This window comes from Melittangium boletus DSM 14713 (assembly GCF_002305855.1).
Taxonomy (GTDB): Bacteria; Myxococcota; Myxococcia; order Myxococcales; family Myxococcaceae; genus Cystobacter; species Cystobacter boletus.
In genome coordinates, this window is sequence record NZ_CP022163.1 from 98268 (window position 1) to 121803 (window position 23536).

The following is a 23536-nucleotide window of genomic DNA, read 5'->3' on the forward strand; positions in this document are numbered from 1 at the left end:
CGGCCATCCCCACGCTAGCGCGTGATGAGGGAAAACTCCTCGGACACGTCCTCCGCCTCCGCCGAGGAGCGCTGGAAGCGGATGAGCGGACTGTCGATCATCACCTTGCCGCCGCCCTCGTTGCCCTCGCCGATGATGACCTTGAACACGTGCTGGGCAGATTCGCTCCGTCGCGGCGGGGACGCCACTTTGTGCGCCATGAACAGCAGGGTGTTCTTTCCCGGCTTGAGGTAGCGCGTGAGCTCGGTGATGACCTGCTCCTCGCCGTTGCGCAGCTTGCGCACCCAGACGGAGTTGATGAACAGGTCGATGTCGAACCCCGACATCCCCGTCACGGACTGCTCGGTCACCAGCCAATAGCGCTTCGTGAGACGGGCCGACGCCGAGTCCACTGGCGCGGGCGCGGGCGGGGGGGTCGCCACCGGAGCGGGCGTGGGAGGCGCGGGGGGCGTGGCGGGAACCACCGGAGCCGGGGCGGGCGCGGAGGCAGGCGCCATCTTGACGGAGTAGCCCGGGGCCTGGATGTGGACGTTGCCCTGCTCGTCGATGCGGACGGAGGAGACCTTCTCGAAGGTCTGGTTCGTCAAGCCATCGATGCGCACTCCGTTGAGGAACACCGAGGCGGCGGCCGTGACCGGCAGCAGGGCCAGGAAAACGAGAACGGAGATGACGCGGCGCATGGGGGGCGGACTCCTCCAGGATACGAGCGATAGCGCACCCGCCCGGAGCGGACAAGCGCGCCGCTCCTGACTCCTGAGCGCTCCGGGAAAATCCCGGCGCCCTCGGCTCAGGGCGTCTTTTCCTCGGGCGCGCCCTCCACCAGACCCTCGCGCTGCGCCAGGGCCCAATCACCACCCAATCCCTCGCCCTCCCGGAAGCGTTTGAAGTCCCGCCGCACCAGGCGCGGGTAGCGGCGGAACGTGTCCAGCTCGCCCGCCTTCTTCGCCTGCCAGATGCGCGTGGGGCCGGCGTTGTAGGCCATGAGCGCCAGATCCAGGTCCCCGAAGCGCTCATTGAGCGCACGCAGATACCGGATGCCCAGACGCACCCCCAACGCGGGATCCGCGGCCACTTCCTCGCGGGACAGGCGCAGGCCTTCCTTCTCCGCGAGGAAGTGAAGCGTGCTGGGCTTGATCTGCATCAGACCCCGCGCGCCCTTCTCGGAGATGGCCTCTTCCGCGAAGTCCGACTCCACGTCGATGAGCGCGAGGATGAGCAGGGGATCATATCCCGCCCGTCCCGCCTCCTCGGCGATGGCCTGGACGATCTGCCGCCGCAGCGTGAGACCCAATTCCGGAGCCCGCTTGGCCAGCACCGCGTCGATGAGCGTCGCGTCGGGAGACGCCTCCTCGAAACGGGATGGCTCGGCGAGCCGCGGAAGCTCCGGCGGCGCGAAGAGCGGCACGGCCCGGGCGGACAACACCAGGGCCACGCCCGCGACCAAAGGCAACTTTCCGCATCCCGCACCCAGAGCGTGCAGGAGCCGGAACAACCCCTCCCCCCTTCGCCTGGGGACAGAGGGGATGGGGCTCACTTCCGCTGCCCCATCGCGTCGATCCGCTCGGCCAGCCGGAGCAGCCGGGTCTCGATGTCCTGCATCTCATCGCGGCGCGGAATCTTGAAGTGGATCAGCGCGCGCCGGACCCCCTCCTCCACGTTGTGCTCCAGATCCTTGCGGTGTCCCGTCAACCGGTCCGTCAATAGACGGCCCTGGCGGACCACCTCGTCCTGGCTCCAGCCGGCCAGATCGGCCACGCGCTGGGCACATCGGGTCGCCTCGTCCTCGGCGGTAGATACGGCCAGCAAGGCCTGGCTCCAGACCCGCTCGAAGGTCTCCGACAGGGGATGCTTCTGCGAGATCTCCGACTTGTCCATGGGGTGTCTCCAGCATGGCCATCCCAGCCCAAGGCCAGGACGGCGGGGGTAAGGGACGATCGGGGCTAACATGCCCACGATCGGAAGAAACGCCGCCCACGCTCGCCCACCTGCTCCCGGCGCTCACTGCTGGATGTTCGCCCGGGCCCCCCAGGTCGAGCTCCACGGTTATTTTACGTAGTTCAGCAGGTATCAGCAGTCAAGTAGTAAAATCCCCGGAACACATAAGAAAAGCCGCCACCCCCGGAAAGGGAGTGACGGCTTGTGCACGACTCAACCCAACCGCTCGGGGTGACGACTACGCGGCCCCGCTGCTCTGGGAACCCTCGGAGCGGCCACCGGAGGACAGCGCGGGCAGCACATCGTCGCCGTGAGTGGCGGCCAAGGCGGCCTCCATCTCGGAGATCTCGTCCGCGGGGCTTTCCACCTCGATGTCGAGGTGCTTGTAGTTGGGCAGACCCGTACCGGCGGGGATGAGGCGGCCCATGATGACGTTCTCCTTGAGACCGCGCAGGTAGTCCACCTTGCCGTTGATGGCGGCCTCGGTGAGCACCTTGGTGGTCTCCTGGAAGGAGGACGCCGAGATGAACGACTCGGTGGAGAGCGAGGCCTTGGTGATGCCGAGCAGCAGCGGCTCGCCGACACCCGGGCGCTGGCCATTGGCCATGACCTTCTCGTTCTCCTCCTCGAACACCCACTTCTCGACCTGCTCGTCGACGAGGAAGCTGGTGTCGCCCACGTCGGTGACGCGCACGCGCCGCAGCATCTGGCGCACGATCACCTCGATGTGCTTGTCGTTGATCTTCACGCCCTGCAGCCGGTAGACCTCCTGGACCTCATCCACGAGGTAGCCCGCGAGCGCCTTCTCGCCGAGCACCTTGAGGATGTCGTGCGGGTTGGCCGAGCCGTCCATCAGCGCCTCGCCCGCCTTGACGCGATCGCCGGCGTGCACGCTGATGTTCTTGCCCTTGGAGATCAGGTACTCCTTGGCGAGGTCCGTGCGCAGCTCGCCGCCCACCTCGGGGGTGATGATGAGCTTGCGCTTGCCCTTGGTGTCCTTGCCGAAGGAGACCACGCCGTCGATCTCGGCGATGGACGCGGCGTCCTTGGGCTTGCGCGCCTCGAAGAGCTCGGCCACACGGGGCAGACCGCCCGTGATGTCCTTGGTCTTCGTGGTCTCGCGCGGCACCTTGGCGATGACCTCGCCCGCGTGGATCTCATCGCCGTCGTTGACGGTGATGATGGAGCCCTGCGGCAGGAAGTAGCTCGCCTGGCCCTTGGAGGACACCAGGTCCTTGAGGTTGCCCTGCTCGTCGCGCAGCGTGATGTGCGGACGGGCGTCGGGGTCCTTGGACTCGATGACCGTCTTCCGGGTGAGCCCGGTGACCTCGTCCAGCGACTCGTTCATCGTGACGCCTTCGATGATGTCCTCGAAGCGCACGATACCGCCCACCTCGGTGAGCAGCGGAATGGCGAACGGATCCCACTCGGCCAGCAGCGTGCTGGACTCGAGCTTCTGCCCTTCCTTCACGAGGATGCGGGCGCCGTAGATGACCTGGTAGCGCTCGCGCTCACGGCCGCTCTCGTCGACGATGACGAGTTCGCCGTTGCGGTTCATGGCCACGAGGCTGCCGTCCTTCCTCTGCACCGTGTTGAGGCCCGAGAACTTCACCGTACCGGAGTTGCGGTTCTCGAGGCTCGACTGCTCGGCGCGCCGCTGCGCCGCGCCACCGATGTGGAAGGTGCGCATCGTGAGCTGGGTACCCGGCTCGCCGATGGACTGCGCCGCGATGACGCCCACGGCCTCGCCGACGGACACCTTGCGGCCACGCGCCAGATCACGGCCGTAGCACTCCACGCAGATGCCGCGCTTGGCCTGGCAGGTGAGCACCGAGCGGATCTTCACCTTATCGAGGCCGCTGTTCTCGATCTTCTTGACGCGGTCCTCGTCGATCTCCTCGTTGGCGCGCACGAGCACGTCATTGGTCACCGGATCGAGGATGTCATCCAGGGCCACGCGGCCGAGGATGCGCTCGCCGAGCGCCTCGATGATCTCACCGCCCTCGACGAGGGCGCCGATGAACAGGCCGTCCATGGTGCCGCAATCGTACTCGTTGATGATGGCGTCCTGGGCCACGTCGACGAGACGGCGGGTGAGGTAGCCGGAGTTGGCCGTCTTGAGGGCCGTGTCCGCCAGACCCTTGCGGGCGCCGTGGGTGGAGATGAAGTACTGGAGCACGGAGAGGCCTTCACGGAAGTTCGCCGTGATGGGCGTCTCGATGATTTCACCGGACGGCTTGGCCATGAGGCCACGCATACCTGCCAGCTGGCGGATCTGCTGGGCGCTGCCGCGGGCACCGGAGTCGGCCATGATGTAGATGGGGTTGAAGGACGGCTGCTTGCGCGTCTCCTTCTTGCCATCCCGCTCGCCCGTGGCCTCTTCCTGCGAGATCTGCTGCATCATCTCGGCGGCCACCTTCTCGGTGATCTCCGCCCAGATATCGATGACCTTGTTGTAGCGCTCGCCGTCGGTGATGAGACCCTCGAGGTACTGGTTCTCGATCTCCGACACCTCCTTGCGCGCGTAGTCCAGGAACTCCTGCTTCTTCGCAGGGATGATCATGTCCTTGAGCGCGATGGAGATACCGGCCCGGGTCGCGTTGGTGTAGCCGAGGCTGCGGATGCGGTCGGCCAGCAGCACCGTCTCCTTCTCGCCGGTGAGGCGGTAGCAGAGGTCGATGAGGCCACCGAGCGACTTCTTGTCGAGCACCTTGTTGATGGCATCGAAGCCCACCTTGCGCGGCACGATGTCCCAGAGCAGGACGCGGCCGACGGTGGTCTCCTTGCGCTTGCCGAGGATGCGGCAGACGATCTTCGCCTGCAGGTGCACCTCGCCATGGTCGTAGGCGGCGCGCACCTCGTCCGGCGAGGCGAACACGCGGCCCTCGCCGTGGGCGAACTCACGGGCGCGCGTCATGTAGTAGATGCCGAGCACCATGTCCTGCGTGGGGACGATGATGGGCTTGCCGTTGGCGGGGCTGAGGATGTTGTTCGTCGACATCATCAGCACGCGCGCTTCCATCTGGGCCTCGATGGACAGCGGCACGTGGACGGCCATCTGGTCACCGTCGAAGTCCGCGTTGAAGGCGGCGCACACGAGCGGGTGCAGCTGGATGGCCTTGCCCTCGATGAGGACGGGCTCGAAGGCCTGCATGCCCAGGCGGTGCAGCGTGGGCGCGCGGTTGAGGAGCACCGGGTGCTCGCGGATCACGTCCTCGAGGATGTCCCAGACCTCGGGACGCTCCTTCTCCACCATCTTCTTGGCGCTCTTGATGGTGGTGACGTAGCCCTTCTCTTCGAGCTTGTTGTAGATGAACGGCTTGAAGAGCTCGAGCGCCATGATCTTGGGCAGACCGCACTGGTGCAGGCGCAGCTCGGGACCCACCACGATGACGGAGCGGCCCGAGTAGTCCACGCGCTTGCCGAGCAGGTTCTGACGGAACCGGCCCTGCTTGCCCTTGAGCATGTCGGAGAGCGACTTGAGCGGCCGCTTGTTCGGGCCGGTGATCGTCTTGCCGCGGCGGCCGTTGTCGAACAGCGCGTCGACGGCCTCCTGGAGCATCCGCTTCTCGTTGCGGATGATGATGTCCGGCGCGTTGAGCTCCTGCAGCCGCTTGAGGCGGTTGTTGCGGTTGATGACGCGGCGGTACAGGTCGTTGAGGTCCGAGGTCGCGAAGCGGCCGCCGTCCAAGGGGACGAGGGGGCGCAGATCCGGCGGGATGACGGGGATGACGTCCAGCATCATCCACTCGGGCTTGTTGCCCGACATGCGGAAGGCCTCGGCCACCTTGAGCCGCTTGGCGTACTTCTTCTTCTTGGCCTCCGAGTTGGTCTCGCGCATGTCGCGGCGCAGGTCCTCGGACAGACGGATGACGTCCAGGGACTTGAGCATCTCGCGCACGGCCTCACCGCCCATGCCCGCGGAGAAGGACTCCTCGCCGTGCTCCTCGTAGAGCCGGTGGAGCTTCTCCTCGCTGACGAGCTCACCCTTGGTCAGCGGCGTCGCCTTGGGATCGATGATGATGTAGCTCTCGCAGTAGAGAACCTTCTCGAGCTCCTTGAGCGTGATGTCGAGCAGGTTGCCGATGCGCGAGGGCAGCGACTTGAGGAACCAGATGTGGGCCACGGGCGTGGCGAGCGTGATGTGGCCCAGGCGCTCACGGCGCACCTTGGACTGGATGACCTCCACGCCGCACTTCTCGCACACGACGCCGCGGTGCTTCATGCGCTTGTACTTGCCGCAGTTGCACTCGTAGTCCTTCACCGGGCCGAAGATGCGGGCACAGAACAGGCCGTCCCGCTCCGGCTTGAAGGTCCGGTAGTTGATCGTCTCGGGCTTCTTCACCTCGCCGTGCGACCACTGGCGGATCTTGTCCGGCGACGCCAGCGCGATGCGGATGGCGTTGAACGAGAGCGGATCCTTCGGCTTCTCGAAGAAGTTGAAAATGTCCTTCACGTTGCCTCCGAACGTCTTTTGAGCGCTTGAGCGCTAATTCGTTTCGCCTACCCGCCAGCGCCCGCCCGCTCAGGGAGCGGGCGCCGGGGGGAAGGCACGCTGACTCAGGCTTCCGTGCCGGTCTTCACCCGGTCGTCGCCGTCGCTGCCGCCACCGAAGTCACCCGAGAACGAACGCTGACGCTCGGGCGGAGCGCTCTCCAGGAGTTCCACGTCCAGGGCGAGCGACTGGAGTTCCTTGAGCAGCACGTTGAACGACTCGGGCAGGCCGGACTCGAGCACGTTGTCGCCCTTGACGATGGCCTCGTACATGCGCGTACGGCCCACCACGTCGTCGGACTTGACGGTGAGGAACTCCTGCAGGGTGTACGCGGCGCCGTAGGCCTCCATCGCCCAGACTTCCATCTCTCCCAGACGCTGACCGCCGAACTGCGCCTTGCCGCCCAGGGGCTGCTGGGTGACGAGCGAGTAGGGCCCGATGGAACGGGCGTGGATCTTCTCGTCCACCAGGTGGTGCAGCTTGAGCATGTACATGACGCCCACGGTGACGTTCTGGTCGAACGGCTCACCGGTGCGGCCGTCGAAGAGCACCATCTGGCCGGTACGCGGCAGGCGGGCCTCGTCGAAGAGCGAGTGGATCTCCGTCTCGCGCGCGCCATCGAACACCGGCGTGGCGACATGGATGCCCTTCTTGAGGCGCTGGATCAGGCTCTTGACCTCTTCGTCGGACAGGCCGTCCACGAACCTGCCGAAGGCCGCGTCGTCGTAGACGGTCTTCAGCTGCTTCTTGAGGTTCTCGCCGCTGTAGTTCTCCTCGATGTAGCGCTGCAACTGCTCGCCCACGCCCTTGGCGGCCCAGCCCAGGTGCGTCTCGAGGATCTGCCCGATGTTCATGCGCGAGGGCACGCCCAGCGGGTTGAGCACGATGTCCACGGGACGACCGTCCTCGAGGAACGGCAGGTCCTCCTCGGGCAGCACGCGCGAGACCACGCCCTTGTTTCCGTGGCGGCCGGCCATCTTGTCGCCCACGGCCAGCTTGCGCTTGATGGCGACGTACACCTTCACCATCTTGATGACGCCCGGCGGGAGCTCGTCGCCCTTCTTGATGCGGGCGATCTTCTCGCCGAAGGCCAGCTTCACGGCCTCGGTGGTCTCCTCCAGGTTGCGCAGGATGTCGCGCAGCTTGCCGTCGAGCGCGTCCCCGACGGAGATCTCCGTCCAGTACTTGTAGGGCACGGTGGCCAGGAGCTCGTCGCTGACGATGTCCCCCTTCTTCAGGAGGATCTTGCCCTTGTCATCCACGAGCTTGCCCTGGATTTCCTTCGTCCGGAGCATGGTGCGGATGCGGTTGTAGGCGCTGTCGCGCAGGACCTTGATCTCGTCGTTCTGGTCCTTGAGGAGCTTGGCCTCCTCCATCGACTCGATCTGCTTGGCGCGCTCGTCCTTCTCGACGCCCTTGCGGCTGAACACCTTGGCGTTGATGACGGTGCCCACGACGCCCGGGGGCACGCGCAGCGAGCTGTCGCGCACGTCGCCGGCCTTCTCACCGAAGATGGCGCGCAGCAGCTTCTCTTCCGGGGAGAGCTGGGTCTCGCCCTTGGGAGTGATCTTGCCGACCAGCACGTCGCCGGGCTTCACCTCGGCGCCGATGCGGATGATGCCGCTCTCGTCCAGGTCCTTGAGGGCTTCCTCACCCACGTTCGGGATGTCGCGGGTGATCTCCTCCTTGCCGAGCTTGGTGTCGCGCGCGATGCACTCGAACTCCTCGATGTGGATGGACGTGAAGACGTCCTCCTTGAGGATGCGCTCGGAGATGAGGATGGAGTCCTCGAAGTTGTAGCCCTGCCACGGCATGAACGCGACGACCACGTTCTGGCCGAGCGCGAGCTCACCCGTCTCGGTGGCGGGTCCGTCCGCGATCACGTCACCCTTGTTCACCCGGTCGCCCTTGCGAACGATGGGCTTCTGGTTGAGGCACGTGTTCTGGTTGGAGCGCTGGTACTTGAGCAGGTTGTAGATGTCGACTTCGCTGGAGATGTCGAAGGCACCCGCGGCGGAGTCGGCCTTCACCACGATGCGGCCGGCGTCCACGCTCTCCACGATGCCGTCACGACGGGCCACGCAGGTGACGCCGGAGTCACGGGCGACGATCGCCTCGATGCCGGTGCCCACGAGCGGGGCCGCGGTGCGCAGCAGCGGAACCGCCTGGCGCTGCATGTTCGAACCCATGAGCGCGCGGTTCGCGTCGTCGTTCTCGAGGAACGGGATGAGCGAGGCGGCCACGGACACGAGCTGGTTGGGCGACACGTCCATCAGGTCCACGTCCTCGGCCTTGGACTGGACGAACTCGCCGCTGCGGCGAGCCTGCACGAGGGGGTTGACGAACTTGCCCTTCTCGTCCGCCTCGGCGTTGGCCTGGGCGATGGTGTGCTTCTCCTCCTCGAGCGCGGAGTAGAAGGCCACGTCACCGGTGACCGTGCCGGCCTCCACCTTCTTGTACGGCGTCTCGACGAAGCCGAACTCGTTGACGCGAGCGTAGGTGGACAGCGACGCGATGAGGCCGATGTTCGGGCCTTCCGGCGTCTCGATGGGGCAGATGCGGCCGTAGTGCGTCGGGTGCACGTCGCGCACCTCGAAGCCCGCGCGCTCGCGGGTGAGGCCGCCGGGCCCCAGGGCGGACAGACGCCGCTTGTGGGTCACCTCGGACAGCGGGTTCGTCTGATCCATGAACTGCGACAGCTGGCTGGACCCGAAGAACTCCTTGATGACCGCGGTCACGGGCTTGGCGTTGATGAGATCGTGAGGCATGAGCGTCTCGATCTCCTGGAGGCTCATGCGCTCCTTGATCGCCCGCTCCATGCGCACCAGACCGATGCGGTACTGGTTCTCCAGCAGCTCACCCACGGCGCGGACGCGACGGTTGCCGAGGTGATCGATGTCATCGATCACTCCCTTGCCGTTCTTGAGGTCCACCAGGTAGCGGATGACCTCGAGGATGTCGCGCTTGGTGAGGATCTGCCCGTCGAGCGGCTCCTCGAGACCGAACTTGAAGTTCAGCTTGAGGCGGCCGACCTTGGACAGGTCGTAGCGCTCGGGGTTGAAGAACAGGTTGCTGAACAGGTTGGTGGCCGTCTCGGGCGTCGGCGGATCACCCGGGCGCAGGCGCCGGTAGATCTCCATGATCGCCTGCTCGGGCGTCTCGATCTTGTCCAGCATCAACGTCTCACGCAGGTAGGGACCCACGTTGAGGTTGTCGATGAAGAGGACCTTGAACTCCTTGATGTCGCGCTTGAGGAGCTCGTCGACCTTCTCCTGCGAGACCTCCTCGTTGCACTCGAGGATGACCTCACCGGTGTTCTCGTCCACCACGTCGTAGGCGGACACCTTGGTGAAGAGCTCGTCCGCGTCGATGGGGAGCGTCTTCATCTTGGCCGCCTCGAGCTTCTTGATGGCGGCGCGGGTGAACTTGCGGTTCTTCTTGACGATGATGTCGCCCGTCTTCGTCTTGATGTCGCGCGTGGCGCGCTGACCGGGCAACAGCTCCAGCTCCACCGACTTCTCGAAGTCGACGTTGCTCTGGAGGTAGATGGTCTCCGTGGCGTAGTAGTAGTTGAGCATCTCCTCGGTGGAGCCACGGAACTCCAGAGGATTCTTCTTGGCGGTGTCGGACACCGCGCCCAGGGCGCGGATGAGCACCGTGGCCGGCAGCTTGCGGCGCCGGTCGATGCGGACGTACAGGATGTCCTTGTGGTCGAACTCGAAGTCGATCCACGAGCCGCGGTACGGGATGATGCGGGCGTTGTAGAGCAGCTTGCCAGACGAGTGGCTCTTGCCCTTGTCGTGGTCGAAGAAGGCACCCGGGCTGCGGTGCAGCTGGCTGACCACCACGCGCTCGGTTCCGTTGATGATGAAGGTGCCGTTCTGGGTCATCAGCGGGATTTCGCCGAAGTAGACCTCCTGCTCCTTCACGTCACGGATGGACTGGGCGCCTGTCTCCTCGTCCTTGTCCCACACGACCAGGCGCACGACGACCTTGATGGGTGCCGAATAGGTCATGCCACGCTGGTGGCACTCATCGACGTCGTACTTGGGCTTCTCGAGGTGGTAGCTCACGAACTCCAACGAGGACGTCTCATTGAAGTCGCGGATGGGGAAGACCGACTTGAAAACTCCCTGCAGTCCGAGGTCCTCACGCTTCTCGGGCGGAATATCCGCCTGGAGGAACTTCTCGTAAGACTGCTTCTGGATGTTGATGAGGTTGGGAATGTCGATGGTCTTCGCGATCTTCGCGAAGGTCTTCCGCACTCGGAAGTTGTTCTGGATCTGCGTCGGCATTCAAACTCCGGGGCGAGCAAGCTCGGGCGGGACGAGCTCGGATAACGCGCAGCGGCAGCGGGAAATTTAGAGATACGGAAAGGGCAAAGCCGGCGCACCCTTTCTGGGCACGCCGGCCTGCTCAACCGGGCAGGAGGCGCCGGGAATTTCCCGAAACCCGGCACCTACCCAAAGACGCGACTACTTGATCTCGACAGTGGCGCCAGCGGCAACGAGCTGGTCCTTGATCTTCTTGGCGTCGTCCTTGTTGACGCCCTCCTTCACCGGCTTGGGAGCGCCCTCGACCAGGTCCTTGGCCTCCTTCAGGCCCAGGCCGGTGATCGCGCGGATCTCCTTGATGACGTTGATCTTGTTCGCCCCGGCGTTGGCCAGGATGACGTTGAACTCCGTCTTCTCCTCGACCGGAGCGGCGGCGGCGCCACCAGCGGCCGGGCCAGCGGCCACGGCGACGGCGGCGGCGGAGACGCCCCACTTGGTCTCGAGCTGCTTCACCAGCTCGGCGGCCTCCATGACCGTCAGGGTGGAGAGCTGCTCAACAATCGCGTTCAGGTCAGCCATTTCGATGTCCTTCTTTCAACTTGTAACGGTCCGTCTTCCCTCTGGAAGGCAAGAACCGGGGGTTGCGGTGGGTTTTGCTTCTGGGGACGATTACTTGGGCTGCTGCTGGTCCACATTCGCCTGGAGCACGCGGGCCAGCTGGGAGCCGGGGGCCGCGATGGTGCGAACGAGCTTGCCGGCGGGCTGGTTGAGCATGCCGAGCAGCTGAGCGCGCAGTTCGGGCAGACCGGGCATCTTCGCCAGGGCCTTCACGCCCTCGGAGTCAACGCGACGGCCCTGCACGGAGGCGCTACGGACCTTGATGGTCTCCAGGTCCTTGATGAAGTCCACGAGGATCTTCGCCGGAGCCACGACGTCGTCGTAGCTGATGGCGATGGCCACGGGGCCCACGAAGTCGTCGGCGATCGCCTCCACGGGGGTCCCCTTGGCGGCGCGCTTGGCCAGCGTGTTCTTCAGAACCTTGTAGTCCACCTTGCCGTCGCGGAACTTCTTGCGCAGCTTGGTGACCGTCTCCACGTTCAGCTTGGAAAACTCAGCGACGATCGCGGTCTGAGCCCGCGAAAACTTCTCGTTGAGTTCCTTGATGAGTTCTTCCTTCTCGCTCTTGATCACTTGGTTTCACCTCCTCACGACGCCCACCCGAAGGCGGGCTGGATTACCTGGGCCACCAAGGTGGCAGAGCGAGAGGAGCCTCGAGAGGCACCACACCGCACCTCCAGTCTCGGCAGGGCAGCTCCGAACGAGCCGTTTGAACCCAGGGTGTTCCTCCAGCCTCCGACCGGTTGCCCGGTTGCCAACGGAGGGCGGGAGCCCCACTCCGGATCCCTGCTGTCTGGGACCAGGGATGTCTGAAGCGCCGTGTCTCATCGACGTGGCGCTTCAATTGCAAAAGCCGGGGCGCTATACCCGCGGCTTCGCCAAACGTCCAGCGAATTTTGTTGTAAGGGTGTCAGATGGACAACGGGGCGGGCCCCGAACAGGAAGGCCGCGCCCCGGTGTGTACGACATGCTCCTCTACCCCAGCCGCGACTAGCGGTGACGGGCGAGGATCTCGGTGGTGTCGATCTTGATGCCCGGGCTCATGGTCGCGGAGATGGCGATGCCCTTGAGATACACACCCTTGGCGGTGGCCGGCTTGAGCTTCATGACCAGGTCCACCAGGGCGTTGAAGTTCTCCTGGAGCTTCTCCGGGGCGAAGGAGGCCTTGCCGAGCTTGGCGTGCACGATACCCGCCTTCTCCGCGCGGAACTCCACCTTACCACCCTTGGCGTCCCGGACGGCCTTGGCCACGTCCATGGTCACCGTGCCCACCTTGGGGTTGGGCATGAGGCCACGAGGACCCAGCACCTTACCGAGGCGACCGACCACACCCATCATGTCCGGAGTGGCGATGACGGTGTCGAAATCGAGGAAGCCACCCTCGATGCGCTTGGCCAGGTCATCCCCGCCCACGACATCGGCGCCGGCGCTCTCGGCGTCCGTGGCGCGCTCGCCCTTGGCGAACACGGCGACGCGCACGGTGGCGCCGGTACCGTGGGGGAGAACCACGGCGCCACGGACCATCTGATCCGCGTGCTTCGGGTCCACGCCCAGGTTGAGCGCGACCTCGACGGTCTGATCGAACTTGGTGCCGCGGAGGCCCGCGGTCTGCTTGAGGGCCTGGAAGCCCTCGGCGACAGTGTAACGCTTGTTGCGGTCCACCTTCTCGGCGGCAGCGCGGAACTTCTTACCGGTCTGAGGCATTGGGAAAATCCTCTTCTATGCGAAGGAGTGAGAGTGGAAGGAGCTAGACGACTTCGATGCCCATGGAGCGCGCGGTGCCAGCGATGGTGCGCTTGGCGGCCTCCAGCGAGCCAGCCGTGGTGTCGTCGATCTTCTTCTTGGCGATCTCCTCGAGCTGCTTCTGGGTGATCTGCCCCACCTTCTCCTTGCCCGGCTTCTTGGCGCCCGAGCCCTTCTTCTTCTCGGTGTGCAGGCCCGCCGCCTTCTTGATGAGGACGGCCGCGGGGGGCGTCTTCAGGATGAAGGTGAAAGAGCGATCCTGGTACACGGTGATGATGACCGGGATGATGAGGCCTTCCTTGGCCTCCGCCTGGGTCTTGGCGTTGAACTGCTTGCAGAACTCCATGATGTTCACGCCCTGCTGACCGAGCGCGGGGCCGATCGGGGGAGCGGGATTCGCCTTGCCGGCGGGAATCTGCAGCTTGACCTGTCCTGTGACCTTCTTCATCGGCTGACGACTGCCTTTCGAATCGGTGGTTATGGCGGACCGCTTGACGGAGCGAGCCTCCCACCCTGGGTATCCCCAGCGCGCGCGAGCGGCTGAGGAAGACTGCTAGCCGGTGGTCTTCTCCACCTGCATGAAATCGAGTTCCACCGGCGTGGCGCGGCCGAAGATGCTGACCAGCACCTTCACGCGACCCTTTTCCGCGTTGACCTCTTCCACGGTGCCGTTGAAGTTGGCGAACGGTCCGTCGATGACCCGAACGGTGTCGCCATCGGAGAACTGCACCTTGGGCTTGGGCTTGAGCGTGCCCTCGGAGATCTGCGAGGTGAGCCGGGCCACCTCCGCATCCGAGATGGGCGTGGGCTGCTCGTTCTGGGCTGCGCCCGGAAAACCGGTGATCTTCGGCGTGTTCTTCACCAGGTGCCAGGAGCGATCATTCAGCTCCATCTGCACGAAGATGTAGCCCGGGAAGAACTTACGACGAGAGGTCTTCTTCTCCCCCTTCACCATCTCGACAACCTGCTCCATGGGGATCAGGATCTCGCCAAACAGATCCTGCAGGTTCTCGAGACGAATCCGCTCCTCCAGGCTCTTCTTCGCCTGGTTCTCGAAGTTCGAGTAGGTGTGGACCACGTACCATTTCATCGCCATTACAGCTTCCCCCAGATGGCAGGAATCCACTCAACCATGAGGTTGTAGGCGAGCGTGTCGATGCCGAAAAGGAGGATGGCCGCCACGATCGATGCGACGATGACCGCCATGGTGGACGCCTTGGTCTCTTCCCAGGTCGGCCAGGTCACCTTCATCAATTCCGCGGCGACATCCAGGGAGACGGCGTGCGTCTTCGGGTGGAAGTAGAGGCCCAGCACGACGCCCATGGCGAGTACGAAGCCCAACAGCGTCGAGACCTTCCAATCGAGGCCTTCGATGATGTCGGGATCGCTCCAACCGGCTCGGGCCCAGACAAGGCCGCAGACGTGCTCCAGGAAGAACGCGAAGATGAGTCCCGCGATGAGGAAGAAGATGACCACGAGCCGCTTCGGGTCCATCCCCGAGCGGTTGGCCTGCTGGCTGGCTTCGGATGCCGCTGCCATGATTCCTCGCTGACTGAATGCTAGCTGGTACCGCAAAACACAGGGACCCCCGATACGTGGGTACCGGGGGTCCCTGCAACTGAAAAACTGGCAGGCCAGGAGGGATTCGAACCCCCAACACGCGGATTTGGAGACCGCTGCTCTACCGTTGGAGCTACTGGCCTAAAGAACACCGGGCTACAACAGCGGACCTAGACCTTACCTTCCTTGTGGACGGTATGCTTGCGCTCGCGGGGGCAGTACTTGCTCAACTCGAGCTTGTCCTGGCTCTTCCGCTTGTTCTTGGTCGTGTAGTAGTTCCGCTCCTTGCAGGTCGTGCACTCGAGCGAAATGATGCTGCGGTTACCCTTGGGCATGGCTTGAACTCGATAAACACGAGGGGAAAGCTGCGCGGAACAGCTTCCCCCCTCGGGGTTGACTCACTGGAGAGGCAGGCACGAGGCCCACCGGCCAATCAGGCGATGATCTCGGCGACGACGCCGGCGCCCACGGTACGACCACCCTCACGCACGGCGAAGCGCAGCTCCTTCTCCATCGCCACCGGGGTGATCAGCTCCACCTCGATCGCGATGTTGTCGCCCGGCATCACCATCTCCACGTTCTCCGGCAGCTTCACCGTTCCCGTCACGTCCGTCGTGCGGAAGTAGAACTGCGGCCGGTAGCCCTTGAAGAACGGCGTGTGACGGCCACCCTCCTCCTTCGACAGCACGTAAATCTGCGCCTTGAACTTCGTGTGCGGCGTGATGCTGCCCGGCTTGGCGATGACCTGGCCGCGCTCGATGTCCTCACGCTTGAGGCCACGCACCAGCGCTCCGATGTTGTCTCCCGCCCGGCCCTCGTCCAGCAGCTTGCGGAACATCTCCACGCCCGTCACCACCGTCTTCTGCGTGGCGCGCAGTCCCACCACTTCCACTTCCTCGCCTACCTTGATGATTCCGCGCTCCACGCGGCCCGTGGCCACCGTTCCGCGGCCCGCGATGGAGAACACGTCCTCCACCGGCATCAGGAAGGGCTTGTCCGTGGCGCGCTGCGGCGTGGGGATGTAGCTGTCCACCGCCTCCATCAGCTTGAGGATCGCCGGCTCGCCAATCTCCGACGTGTCTCCCTCCAGCGCCTTCACCGCGCTGCCCGGCACGATCGGAATCGTGTCCCCGGGGAACTCGTACTTCTTGAGCAGGTCGCGCACTTCCATCTCCACGAGCTCGCGCAGCTCGGGGTCGTCCAGCAGGTCCACCTTGTTCAGGAAGACCACGATGTAGGGCACGCCCACCTGCCTGGCCAGCAGGATGTGCTCACGCGTCTGCGGCATCGGGCCGTCCGCCGCCGACACCACCAGGATCGCGCCGTCCATCTGCGCCGCTCCCGTGATCATGTTCTTCACGTAGTCGGCGTGTCCCGGGCAGTCCACGTGCGCGTAGTGCCGGTTCTTCGTCTTGTACTCCACGTGCGCGGTCGAAATCGTGATTCCGCGCTCGCGCTCCTCCGGCGCCTTGTCGATCTGGTCGTACGCGAGGAACGTCGCGCCGCCGGTCTTCGCCAGCACCTTGGTGATGGCCGCCGTGAGGGACGTCTTGCCGTGGTCAACGTGGCCGATGGTGCCAATGTTGACGTGCGGCAAGCTTCTGTCGAACTTTTCCTTGGACATTACGACGCTCCTCGAAAAATGGAGCCCTGAACCAGGATTGAACTGGTGACCTCATCCTTACCAAGGATGCGCTCTGCCAACTGAGCTATCAGGGCTTGTCTGTGCGCCTACAACAACTGGAGCGGGAAATGGGATTCGAACCCACGACATTCAGCTTGGAAGGCTGACGCTCTACCAACTGAGCTATTCCCGCGATTCCGATGGAGGGGGTTGGATTCGAACCAACGAAGGCGTGAACCGGCAGATTTACAGTCTGCTCCCTTTGGCCACTTGGGTACCCCTCCGAACCGCTCACTTCAACTACCGCACAACCCCTGCAACTTCCTACTGCTTTCTTCGTCCCGGGCCCTCATCCGCGGCCCCGTCTGCTTGGCCGGCGGCGGGACTTGAACCCGCGACCTACTGATTACAAATCAGTTGCTCTACCGACTGAGCTACACCGGCGTCCAGCACTCCGGCAACTGCCCCCTGCCCGCCCATCCGCCTCGCTCAGAACCCGTCTACCGGCCCCGTCGAGGCGCGCCCTTTTAGAAGTCCCCGCCGCCCGAGTCAAGCAGTTTGCATCCGGCGGTCTACTTTCCAGCAACCGGGCGCGCTGTCCCCCGTTGCCGGGCGGCCTCGTATAGCAGAATCGCCGCCGAAACAGACGCATTCAGCGAGCCTACCTGACCGAGCATCGGAATCTGGAGGCGGAAGTCACAATGCTCCAGGACGCCTGGGCGTACGCCCGCTCCCTCGGCTCCCACCACCACCGCCAAGGGACCGTCGAGCCGGGCGCTCCACAAGGGCTCTTTCGAGTGGGGGTCCGCCGCGGCGATCCACACGCCGGACTCCTTCAACTCCTCCAGGGCGCGTGACAGGTTGACCACCCGGGCGATGGGACAGTGCTCCACGGCGCCGGCTGACGCCTTGGCCACCACCCCCGTCACGGGCACCGCGCGGTCCTTCGCGATGACGATGCCATGCGCGCCCAGCGCATGCGCCGAGCGGATGATGGCTCCGAAATTGTGCGGATCCTGGATGCCATCCAACACCACCCACAAGGGGGGTCTCCCGCCCTCCGCGGCCGACTCGATCAGGTCCGAGAGGTCCGCGTAGTCGAAGCCGCGCAGCTCGGCGACCACGCCCTGGTGCACGCCGCCATCCGCCAGACTCGCCAGGCGCTCGCGAGGCACCCGTTCCACTCGGACTCCCGCTTCCCGGGCGCGGCTGAAGATCTCCGCCGCTGCCTTCGCGGCGAGTTGTCCCTCCGTCACGAAGAGCCTCTCCACCCGCTCCGCGTGTGCCCGGAGCGACTCCATGACCGGGTTCACCCCGTACACGTAGCGCTGCTCGGCACGCTCGCGCTCTCCTCCACGCTCACTCCCCTTCGACGGACGCTGGCGTACCACGGGCTAGAGAACCTCCACCGGAACGGAGAGCGTCTTCTGCTGCCGGGCACACAACTGCTCCGAGCAGATGAAGAACGTGAGCTTCGCCTCCACCAGCCCCTTCCCCGCGGCGTCGGCCTTGAATGGCACCTCGAAGCGGGGATCCACGAAGGCCTGGCCCTCGGCCTTCTTCGCCACCGAGTCCTTCAGGGCCAGCTTCTGCTGAGGCAGTTCCACTCCCGAGCCCTTGAGCTCCAGCTTCAACGGCGCCTCGTCGGAGACATGCGCGCCCGGCTTGCTCTTGATGGACAGCACGAACACACCCGAGCCCCCCGCCTTCACTTGAGTGGAGGAGCCCGCGGTACTCAGCTCGTAGAGCGTGGCCGGATCCACCTGTCCCTCGGCATGGACCGGCGAGCAGGCAAGCGCCAGCAGCGCGGCGGCCAAGGAAGGGATGTGTCGGATGTGGGGCATGGCGCTTTTCCTCCGAGATGCGGAACCGCCCCTATATCACCGCACCTCCCACCCCTGGCGACTCTTTGCGGTTCAGGTCCGGACCCTGGACGTCCGCTTGCGCCGGGACGAAGCCACCGGACCCGGCTCGGGACTTCCGATCTCAGCCGTCCCCGCCGCCAGTTTCTCGGCCCGCTCGATGATGATGTCGGCGAGATCCAACCCCGTAGCCGCCTCCATCTCCGGAAGCGCCGGGGAACTGTTGACCTCGAACACCTTGGGGTGCCCCTCCTGCACGTCGAGCAGGTCCACCGCCGCTACCTCCAACCCCACCAGCGAGGCCGTCTTCTCCGCCGCCGTCCGCTGGGAGGCGGTCAACTCCAGCTTCTCCAACCGGGCCCCGCGATTGAGGGTGTAGGAGAGGCGGCCCACCCTCGGCCGGCGACGCACCGCCGCCACCGCCTTGCCTCCCACCACCAGGACCCGGACGTCCTGCCCCGAGTGCTTCACGTACTGCTGGACGATCAGGTTGTGCCCCAGGCCCAGAATGGCCTCGAGCGCCGCTTCCAGGGACTGGAGGCTCTCGCACACCATCACCCCCCTCTTCTCCTGGCCCTGCAGCAGTTTCACCAGGACCGGCACGCCTCCAACCAGCCCCACCATGGCCTTGAGGTCCGCCGCGTCCCTCGCCATCACCGTCGCCGGGATGCCGATGCCATGCGCCGAGAGCAGTTGCAGCGAGCGCATCTTGTTGCGCGACTCGGCGATGGCCCTCGCCGTGTTCAACAACGGAATCCCGCTCATGGCGAACTGATTCACCACCGCCAGACCGTAGTTGTTGACGGACTGCGCGATGCGCGGAATGACCACGTCGCAGGGCGCGAGCTTCCGGCGTCGGTAGTAGAGGTGGGCCTTGCGTCCGTCCAGGTGCATCTCCACCCGGACTGGATTGAGCACCCTCACCTGATGCCCTCTCGCGCGCGCGGCCTCGACCAGACGCTTGGTGGACGAAATGGAGGCGGAGCGCGAGAGGATGGTGATCTTCATGGGTGGCCCGGGGGCCGGGCGCAGACATAGCCCCACCCCCGAACCACGTAAAGCCGCGCCGGGCGTTTAGCGCCGCTGAATGGCCCGAACCTCGATGTTCACCGGGTTCGCCGGCGTGGACGCCTTGATGCGCTCACACGTCGTGCCGTTGAAGACGATGCCCGTGTCCGTCAGGTTCCAGGTGTTCGTCCCCGGCGAGAGGCGCTCCTTGTTGAGGAAGACCACCACCAGTTCCTCCGAGTTGGGCTGCTGGGTGGGATCGAAGCTCAGCACGCAGGGCTCGTCCACCACCACCTTCTCGGTGATCTCCTTGAGGGCATTCACCAACTCCGTCTTGTTCGCCGCCTGGTAGAACCGACGCGTGCACAGGCCCGTCGCGGCCTCACACGTGTCCCCCGCGCCACATTCCGCGTTCGACTTGCACGAGCGCGCGAAGCCACCCGCCTCGGCCATGCCGTTGAGCGTCGCCACGCCCCGACGTCCCGACTCGCTGCTGGAATTGAAGTCCGCGCCAAACCCGATGACGATCGTCTGGATATTCTTGGCCTTCAGATCTCGCACCGCGCGCACCGACGCATTCGTGTCCAGGCAGCCGATGTCCTGAGCGAAGTCGCAGGACGTCAGCGTGCAGAAGCAACCCGGGTCCGGGTAGGGCGTCTCGAATTGCGCGTTGCAGTTGGGCAGACCATCCGTGAGCAACAGCACGAAGCTGGAGCGATTCTGCGACTGCAGCTCGGGCCGCGAGCCCACGTAATTCAGACTCACGCTCGTGGGCGTACCGCCCACCGGGACCTGCTCTCCCGTGGTCGAGGAGTTCTTGATGGCCAGCAATCGGCTCTTCACCAACCCCGCGTTGGCGGTCAGCGTGGCCGGGTCCTCCAGTTCCTCCGCGGGCAGCGGAACGCTGAGCGAGGTCGAGGCACCGCACGAGTCTCCCTCACTCTCGTCCGGATAGGTCGTGAGCCCAATGCGCGCGAGGGTACCACTGCTGTCCAGGAAGTCCTTCATCGCGTCCTGCAACTCGCTCCACCGCGTGGGGCAGAGCGTCGTGTTGCAGGGGTTCACCTCGCTTCCACAGATCTCGGCTCCCTGCTTGCACCCCGGCCTGCTGGGGTCCACCGGCGCCGTCATGGAGCCGGACGTGTCCACCAGCAGCATCAGGTTCGGCTTGCTCGCCCGGGCCGTGATGACCCGCGTCTCGGTCGTCTGCGAGATGGCGAGCGGATCCACCGGCTCGAAGTCGTAGGTCTGACAACCCGAGGCGATCACACCCCCCAGGGTGCCCATCGCCATCAGGCTCAGCAGGGTCAGCTTGGCGCGCATAAGATGAATTCGCTCCTCTTAAAGAAGGGGCACGAGCACTCCTCGCGCCCACACAGGGTCCGGCCCTGAAATCGGTCCGAGGATAGCCTCCTCCACCTTCGCACGGCCAGCGTCAACGCACCGCCTCCCTAAAGAGCGAGAGTGCGTGCGCCGTCCGTCAGTCGCCACAACGACGCGAGCCCCATCACCTCGTCCAGCGGACCCTTCAACTCCTCCGATGCGTATCCACAGATTCTTACCGTGGTGTCGCACGCCACCAGACGCGCACCCAATTCCCGCGCTTCCGCCAGCATCCGCGCCGGCAGCGGCACTCCGAGTTCGAGCGCCCTCGCGCTTTCCGCCAACTCCCGCTCGCCGCGCGGCTCCCCAAACCGGCCCTCCACCAGCGCGCGAAGCGCCTCGAAGGCGAAGACGAAATACACCTCGTCGCCCATCGCCACCGCGGTGATGCCCATCGTGGCGGCCTGGAAGGCGGGCTCGTACGTGGCGTGCTGCAGGAAGAAGAAAACGCGTCCAGCCATGGACTCGGCACCATACCCGCCACTTCAACAATCCGCTCGCAGCGAAAGCGCTCCGGGTCCGTCGAATCCACCGCGCGCGCCAGCCTATAAACCCGGTTTCTCCCCCAAGTTCCCGTCCCGAGGCCGCCGCCCATGATCTCCTTCGCCCTCGCCGCATGGCTCCTCGTGGCGCCCGCGGCCGCCGCCCCCGCGACTCCCGATTCCGCCACCGCGCCGGGCGCGTTGCATGGGCGTGTCCTGCGGATGCTCGACAGCTCCAAGACCCCTCCCAGGGAAGCCGATTGGGCGCCCCTGGGCCCCGAGGCGCTGGGGGAACTCCTCGCGCTCGCGAGGGATCCCCAGGCCCCCGAAGCCCAGAGAACCCGCGCCGTCGCCGCCCTCACCGTCGTGGCCCATCCCGAGGCCGCCCAGCACCTCGCCGAATTGCTGCGCACCCCCACCTTGCCCTCCTCGCTGCGCGCCACCGCCGTGCTCGCGCTCCAGCGCCGGGCGGGCCTCGGCGCCCTTCCCGTGCTCGCCCCCCTGCTGGAGGACGGGGACGCACTCGTTCGCTCCACCGCCGCCCGGGCGCTCGGGCGCATGGGGAGCGCGGAGGCACGCCGGGTCCTGGAGGATCGGCTCGCCTTGGAGGAGCACGCCGAGGTCCGGGAAGCGCTTCAACAGGGGTTGAGCGACGTCGAGCCCTGACGGACGCCGCCATGAGCCCCCTCGCATCCCCCGGGCGCTTCCATTAGATGGAGGGCCATGCGCCCCACCGTGCTCCTCTTCGACATCGACGGAACCCTCATCGACAACGCGGGCTCCGGCCGCCGGGCCATGGATCTCGCCTTCCACGCGCTCCACCAGCGCCGCGATGCCTGTGACTCGTTCAGCCTGTCCGGGATGACGGATCAGGCCATCGTCCGCAAGGCGCTCGAGATCATCGGCGTCCCGGCCACCCCCGAGGCCATCTCCACCGTCATCGACACTTACCTCCAGCACCTGGTGCAGGAGGTCCACCGCGTCACCGACACCCACTACCGCCTCCACGTCGGCATGCGCGAGGCCGTCGACGCCGCCCTGGCCCGTCCGGGGTTCGCCGTGGGGCTCGGAACCGGCAACGTCCGCGAGGGCGCTCGCATCAAGCTTGAGCGCGTGGGCATTCATGACCGGTTCTCGTTCGGGGGCTTCGGCTGCGACCACGAGAGCCGCGTCGAGCTCATCCGCCATGGCGCCCGCACCGGCGCCGCCCAGCTCGGGGTATCCGTCGAGGCCTGCCGGGTCGTCGTCATCGGAGACACCCCCAAGGACGTCGACGCCGCCAAGGGCATCGGCGCCGCGTGCATCGGCGTGGGCACGGGCCACTACACCCCCGAGCAACTCCTCGCCGCGGGCGCCGATCACGCCTTCGCCGATTTCACCCACCGCGAAGCGCTCGCCACCCTGCTCGGGGAGCACTGAGCCCCGGGACTTCCCGCCCCCTCCCAGGCCGCCGGGTGTGTTATCTCCGGCCGTCCCGCCCGGCCCCCGAGGAGCCCTCCGCCCATGTCGTTGTCCACCCTCGAAGCCTACGATCTCGTCCGTTTCGCCGAGGCCTTCGACTCGCGACTGGCCACCGCCGACGAGCTGCTCGCGAGCCGTCCGGGTCTGGAGCGCGAGAAGGAGTGGCTCTCCACCGCCCTCCAGCTGCTGCGCGCCGAGCGCGCTCCCGCCCAGTCCATCCTGGAAAAGGTCCGCGATCTGCCCGAGCTCGAGGAGGTGCGCGAGGAGTTCGCCTTCACCCTCCAGAACGCCTGGATCGACACCCTGGAGAAGGTCCACGCCGGCATCACCTTCTGCGCGAGCAGCCGCGCCCCCGTCATCGAAGCGCTCTTCCCCCACCTCAAGTTCCCCCAACTGCGCCGCGCCTCCCGCGACACCCTCCAGGAATTCGTCACGGGCTTCGAGCGCCGCCTGAAGTCCTCCTACGTCTCGCGCATCCTCGCCCGGGACGATTTCGCCTTCGTGCGCCCCGTGCTGGAGCAGGTCGCGGCCGCCTACGCGCAATGGCAAGCCTGCTTCGTCCCCGTGCAGCTCCCCCATGAGCAGGCCGCCCCCCTGCGCGCCGAACTCATCTCGCTCGGCAAGCGGTTGGACCTCGCCCTGCGCCAAGCCCGATGCCTCGCCGAGGCCTCGCTCGCCCCCCTGCCCGAGGCCTTCGAGAACTCCGGACTCGCCAGCAAGCCCCGCAAGCGCGCCGGACGCGGACTGCCGCTCGGAGAGACGATCGAGGCCCTTCCCGATGAGACCGGGGAAGTCCCGGCTGAATCGCTCGACGCCCCCCGGGAGACCCCCTCGGAAGAGCCCAGCGCGGCGGAACTGGCCGAGCTCGCGGCGCTCGCCGGGCCGCTCCCGGAGGAGACCGTCTCCACCGCGCCGTCCGTGGAGGAAGCGCCCGCCGTCGAACCCGAGCCCGAACCGGCTCCCGCGCCTATCGCAGCCGAGCCGCCCGCCGCCGAGCCGCCATCCGAGGCCAAACCCGTGAAGTCCGGGGGCAAGAGGGGCCGCAAGAAGGCCGAGGCCAAGTCTCCTTCTCCGGAGTCGACCTGAGCGCG

General features: G+C 65.8%; 21 protein-coding genes and 5 tRNA genes. 3 read left to right on the forward strand and 23 right to left on the reverse strand.

Going from position 1 to position 23536, the window contains the following annotated elements; all coding sequences use genetic code 11:
- Positions 1 to 14: 14 nt before the first annotated feature.
- The 23 genes from MEBOL_RS00425 to MEBOL_RS00535 all read right to left on the reverse strand — a co-directional run bounded on the left by MEBOL_RS00425 (position 15) and on the right by MEBOL_RS00535 (position 20963).
- Positions 15 to 680 carry a hypothetical protein gene (locus tag MEBOL_RS00425; RefSeq protein WP_095975567.1) on the reverse strand — a complete coding sequence of 222 codons (666 nt, stop codon included), beginning with the start codon at positions 678 to 680 and terminating at the stop codon, positions 15 to 17.
- Between the two features lie 107 nt (positions 681 to 787).
- Complete coding sequence (locus tag MEBOL_RS00430) at positions 788 to 1534, reverse strand: lytic transglycosylase domain-containing protein (RefSeq protein WP_425437595.1); 747 nt, start codon at positions 1532 to 1534, stop codon at positions 788 to 790.
- On the reverse strand, positions 1531 to 1875 hold the full coding sequence (locus MEBOL_RS00435; protein WP_095975568.1) for a hypothetical protein: 345 nt from the start codon (positions 1873 to 1875) through the stop codon (positions 1531 to 1533). The genes MEBOL_RS00430 and MEBOL_RS00435 overlap by 4 nt, the downstream gene beginning before the upstream one ends.
- A gap of 298 nt (positions 1876 to 2173) precedes the next feature.
- Positions 2174 to 6391, reverse strand: coding sequence for a DNA-directed RNA polymerase subunit beta' (gene rpoC / locus MEBOL_RS00440; protein ID WP_095975569.1), 4218 nt, complete (start codon positions 6389 to 6391; stop codon positions 2174 to 2176).
- Positions 6392 to 6495: 104 nt separating this feature from the next.
- Positions 6496 to 10725, reverse strand: a complete 4230-nt coding sequence (gene rpoB / locus MEBOL_RS00445) for a DNA-directed RNA polymerase subunit beta (protein WP_095975570.1) — start codon at positions 10723 to 10725, stop codon at positions 6496 to 6498.
- A 180-nt stretch (positions 10726 to 10905) separates the two neighbouring features.
- Positions 10906 to 11283 carry a 50S ribosomal protein L7/L12 gene (gene rplL / locus MEBOL_RS00450; RefSeq protein ID WP_095975571.1) on the reverse strand — a complete coding sequence of 126 codons (378 nt, stop codon included), beginning with the start codon at positions 11281 to 11283 and terminating at the stop codon, positions 10906 to 10908.
- Positions 11284 to 11373: 90 nt separating this feature from the next.
- Positions 11374 to 11895, reverse strand: coding sequence for a 50S ribosomal protein L10 (gene rplJ, locus MEBOL_RS00455; protein ID WP_095975572.1), 522 nt, complete (start codon positions 11893 to 11895; stop codon positions 11374 to 11376).
- Between the two features lie 417 nt (positions 11896 to 12312).
- A complete protein-coding gene (gene rplA, locus MEBOL_RS00460; protein ID WP_095975573.1) occupies positions 12313 to 13026 on the reverse strand; it encodes a 50S ribosomal protein L1 in 714 nt (237 codons plus the stop codon).
- A 43-nt stretch (positions 13027 to 13069) separates the two neighbouring features.
- Positions 13070 to 13513, reverse strand: a complete 444-nt coding sequence (gene rplK, locus MEBOL_RS00465) for a 50S ribosomal protein L11 (RefSeq protein WP_095975574.1) — start codon at positions 13511 to 13513, stop codon at positions 13070 to 13072.
- A gap of 105 nt (positions 13514 to 13618) precedes the next feature.
- Complete coding sequence (gene nusG, locus MEBOL_RS00470) at positions 13619 to 14161, reverse strand: transcription termination/antitermination protein NusG (protein ID WP_095975575.1); 543 nt, start codon at positions 14159 to 14161, stop codon at positions 13619 to 13621.
- Positions 14161 to 14604, reverse strand: a complete 444-nt coding sequence (gene secE / locus MEBOL_RS00475) for a preprotein translocase subunit SecE (protein WP_095975576.1) — start codon at positions 14602 to 14604, stop codon at positions 14161 to 14163. The genes nusG and secE overlap by 1 nt, the downstream gene beginning before the upstream one ends.
- A gap of 88 nt (positions 14605 to 14692) precedes the next feature.
- Positions 14693 to 14768 (reverse strand) — tRNA-Trp (locus tag MEBOL_RS00480).
- 27 nt (positions 14769 to 14795) lie between these two features.
- Positions 14796 to 14960 carry a 50S ribosomal protein L33 gene (gene rpmG, locus MEBOL_RS00485; protein WP_071904109.1) on the reverse strand — a complete coding sequence of 55 codons (165 nt, stop codon included), beginning with the start codon at positions 14958 to 14960 and terminating at the stop codon, positions 14796 to 14798.
- Positions 14961 to 15058: 98 nt separating this feature from the next.
- Entirely contained in the window at positions 15059 to 16249 is a 1191-nt protein-coding gene (gene tuf, locus MEBOL_RS00490) for an elongation factor Tu (protein ID WP_095975577.1), read from the reverse strand.
- 19 nt (positions 16250 to 16268) lie between these two features.
- A tRNA-Thr gene (locus MEBOL_RS00495) sits at positions 16269 to 16344 on the reverse strand.
- Between the two features lie 22 nt (positions 16345 to 16366).
- Positions 16367 to 16442: transfer RNA gene (locus tag MEBOL_RS00500), tRNA-Gly, on the reverse strand.
- A gap of 8 nt (positions 16443 to 16450) precedes the next feature.
- Positions 16451 to 16533, reverse strand: a tRNA-Tyr gene (locus MEBOL_RS00505).
- Positions 16534 to 16620: 87 nt separating this feature from the next.
- Positions 16621 to 16693 (reverse strand) — tRNA-Thr (locus MEBOL_RS00510).
- Positions 16694 to 16821: 128 nt separating this feature from the next.
- Entirely contained in the window at positions 16822 to 17640 is an 819-nt protein-coding gene (gene rlmB / locus MEBOL_RS00515) for a 23S rRNA (guanosine(2251)-2'-O)-methyltransferase RlmB (RefSeq protein WP_095975578.1), read from the reverse strand.
- A gap of 3 nt (positions 17641 to 17643) precedes the next feature.
- Positions 17644 to 18093: a hypothetical protein gene (locus MEBOL_RS00520; protein WP_095975579.1), complete on the reverse strand. Its 450-nt coding sequence runs from the start codon at positions 18091 to 18093 to the stop codon at positions 17644 to 17646.
- 72 nt (positions 18094 to 18165) lie between these two features.
- Positions 18166 to 19119, reverse strand: coding sequence for an ATP-grasp domain-containing protein (locus tag MEBOL_RS00525; protein ID WP_095975580.1), 954 nt, complete (start codon positions 19117 to 19119; stop codon positions 18166 to 18168).
- Positions 19120 to 19185: 66 nt separating this feature from the next.
- Positions 19186 to 20442: an adventurous gliding motility lipoprotein CglB gene (cglB, locus tag MEBOL_RS00530; RefSeq protein ID WP_095975581.1), complete on the reverse strand. Its 1257-nt coding sequence runs from the start codon at positions 20440 to 20442 to the stop codon at positions 19186 to 19188.
- 128 nt (positions 20443 to 20570) lie between these two features.
- On the reverse strand, positions 20571 to 20963 hold the full coding sequence (locus tag MEBOL_RS00535) for a DsrE family protein (RefSeq protein WP_095975582.1): 393 nt from the start codon (positions 20961 to 20963) through the stop codon (positions 20571 to 20573).
- Positions 20964 to 21095: 132 nt separating this feature from the next.
- On the opposite strand from MEBOL_RS00535, the gene MEBOL_RS43535 reads away from it, so the two are divergent.
- The 3 genes from MEBOL_RS43535 to MEBOL_RS00550 all read left to right on the forward strand — a co-directional run bounded on the left by MEBOL_RS43535 (position 21096) and on the right by MEBOL_RS00550 (position 23531).
- The gene (locus MEBOL_RS43535; protein ID WP_095975583.1) at positions 21096 to 21650 is read left to right on the forward strand and encodes a HEAT repeat domain-containing protein; all 555 of its coding nucleotides are present in this window, start codon (positions 21096 to 21098) and stop codon (positions 21648 to 21650) included.
- Between the two features lie 57 nt (positions 21651 to 21707).
- Complete coding sequence (locus tag MEBOL_RS00545; protein WP_095975584.1) at positions 21708 to 22403, forward strand: HAD family hydrolase; 696 nt, start codon at positions 21708 to 21710, stop codon at positions 22401 to 22403.
- 84 nt (positions 22404 to 22487) lie between these two features.
- Positions 22488 to 23531: a hypothetical protein gene (locus MEBOL_RS00550; RefSeq protein WP_095975585.1), complete on the forward strand. Its 1044-nt coding sequence runs from the start codon at positions 22488 to 22490 to the stop codon at positions 23529 to 23531.
- Positions 23532 to 23536 lie beyond the last annotated feature (5 nt).

Bases quoted from the DNA above. Each gene is read 5' to 3' on its own strand.
- MEBOL_RS00425 (WP_095975567.1), bottom strand. From the start codon at position 680: ATGCGCCGCGTCATCTCCGTTCTCGTTTTCCTGGCCCTGCTGCCGGTC.
- MEBOL_RS00435 (WP_095975568.1), bottom strand. From the start codon at position 1,875: ATGGACAAGTCGGAGATCTCGCAGAAGCATCCCCTGTCGGAGACCTTC.
- rpoB (WP_095975570.1), bottom strand. From the start codon at position 10,725: ATGCCGACGCAGATCCAGAACAACTTCCGAGTGCGGAAGACCTTCGCG.
- rplL (WP_095975571.1), bottom strand. From the start codon at position 11,283: ATGGCTGACCTGAACGCGATTGTTGAGCAGCTCTCCACCCTGACGGTC.
- rplA (WP_095975573.1), bottom strand. From the start codon at position 13,026: ATGCCTCAGACCGGTAAGAAGTTCCGCGCTGCCGCCGAGAAGGTGGAC.
- rplK (WP_095975574.1), bottom strand. From the start codon at position 13,513: ATGAAGAAGGTCACAGGACAGGTCAAGCTGCAGATTCCCGCCGGCAAG.
- nusG (WP_095975575.1), bottom strand. From the start codon at position 14,161: ATGGCGATGAAATGGTACGTGGTCCACACCTACTCGAACTTCGAGAAC.
- secE (WP_095975576.1), bottom strand. From the start codon at position 14,604: ATGGCAGCGGCATCCGAAGCCAGCCAGCAGGCCAACCGCTCGGGGATG.
- rpmG (WP_071904109.1), bottom strand. From the start codon at position 14,960: ATGCCCAAGGGTAACCGCAGCATCATTTCGCTCGAGTGCACGACCTGC.
- tuf (WP_095975577.1), bottom strand. From the start codon at position 16,249: ATGTCCAAGGAAAAGTTCGACAGAAGCTTGCCGCACGTCAACATTGGC.
- MEBOL_RS00520 (WP_095975579.1), bottom strand. From the start codon at position 18,093: ATGCCCCACATCCGACACATCCCTTCCTTGGCCGCCGCGCTGCTGGCG.
- MEBOL_RS00525 (WP_095975580.1), bottom strand. From the start codon at position 19,119: ATGAAGATCACCATCCTCTCGCGCTCCGCCTCCATTTCGTCCACCAAG.
- cglB (WP_095975581.1), bottom strand. From the start codon at position 20,442: ATGCGCGCCAAGCTGACCCTGCTGAGCCTGATGGCGATGGGCACCCTG.
- MEBOL_RS00535 (WP_095975582.1), bottom strand. From the start codon at position 20,963: ATGGCTGGACGCGTTTTCTTCTTCCTGCAGCACGCCACGTACGAGCCC.
- MEBOL_RS43535 (WP_095975583.1), top strand. From the start codon at position 21,096: ATGATCTCCTTCGCCCTCGCCGCATGGCTCCTCGTGGCGCCCGCGGCC.
- MEBOL_RS00545 (WP_095975584.1), top strand. From the start codon at position 21,708: ATGCGCCCCACCGTGCTCCTCTTCGACATCGACGGAACCCTCATCGAC.
- MEBOL_RS00550 (WP_095975585.1), top strand. From the start codon at position 22,488: ATGTCGTTGTCCACCCTCGAAGCCTACGATCTCGTCCGTTTCGCCGAG.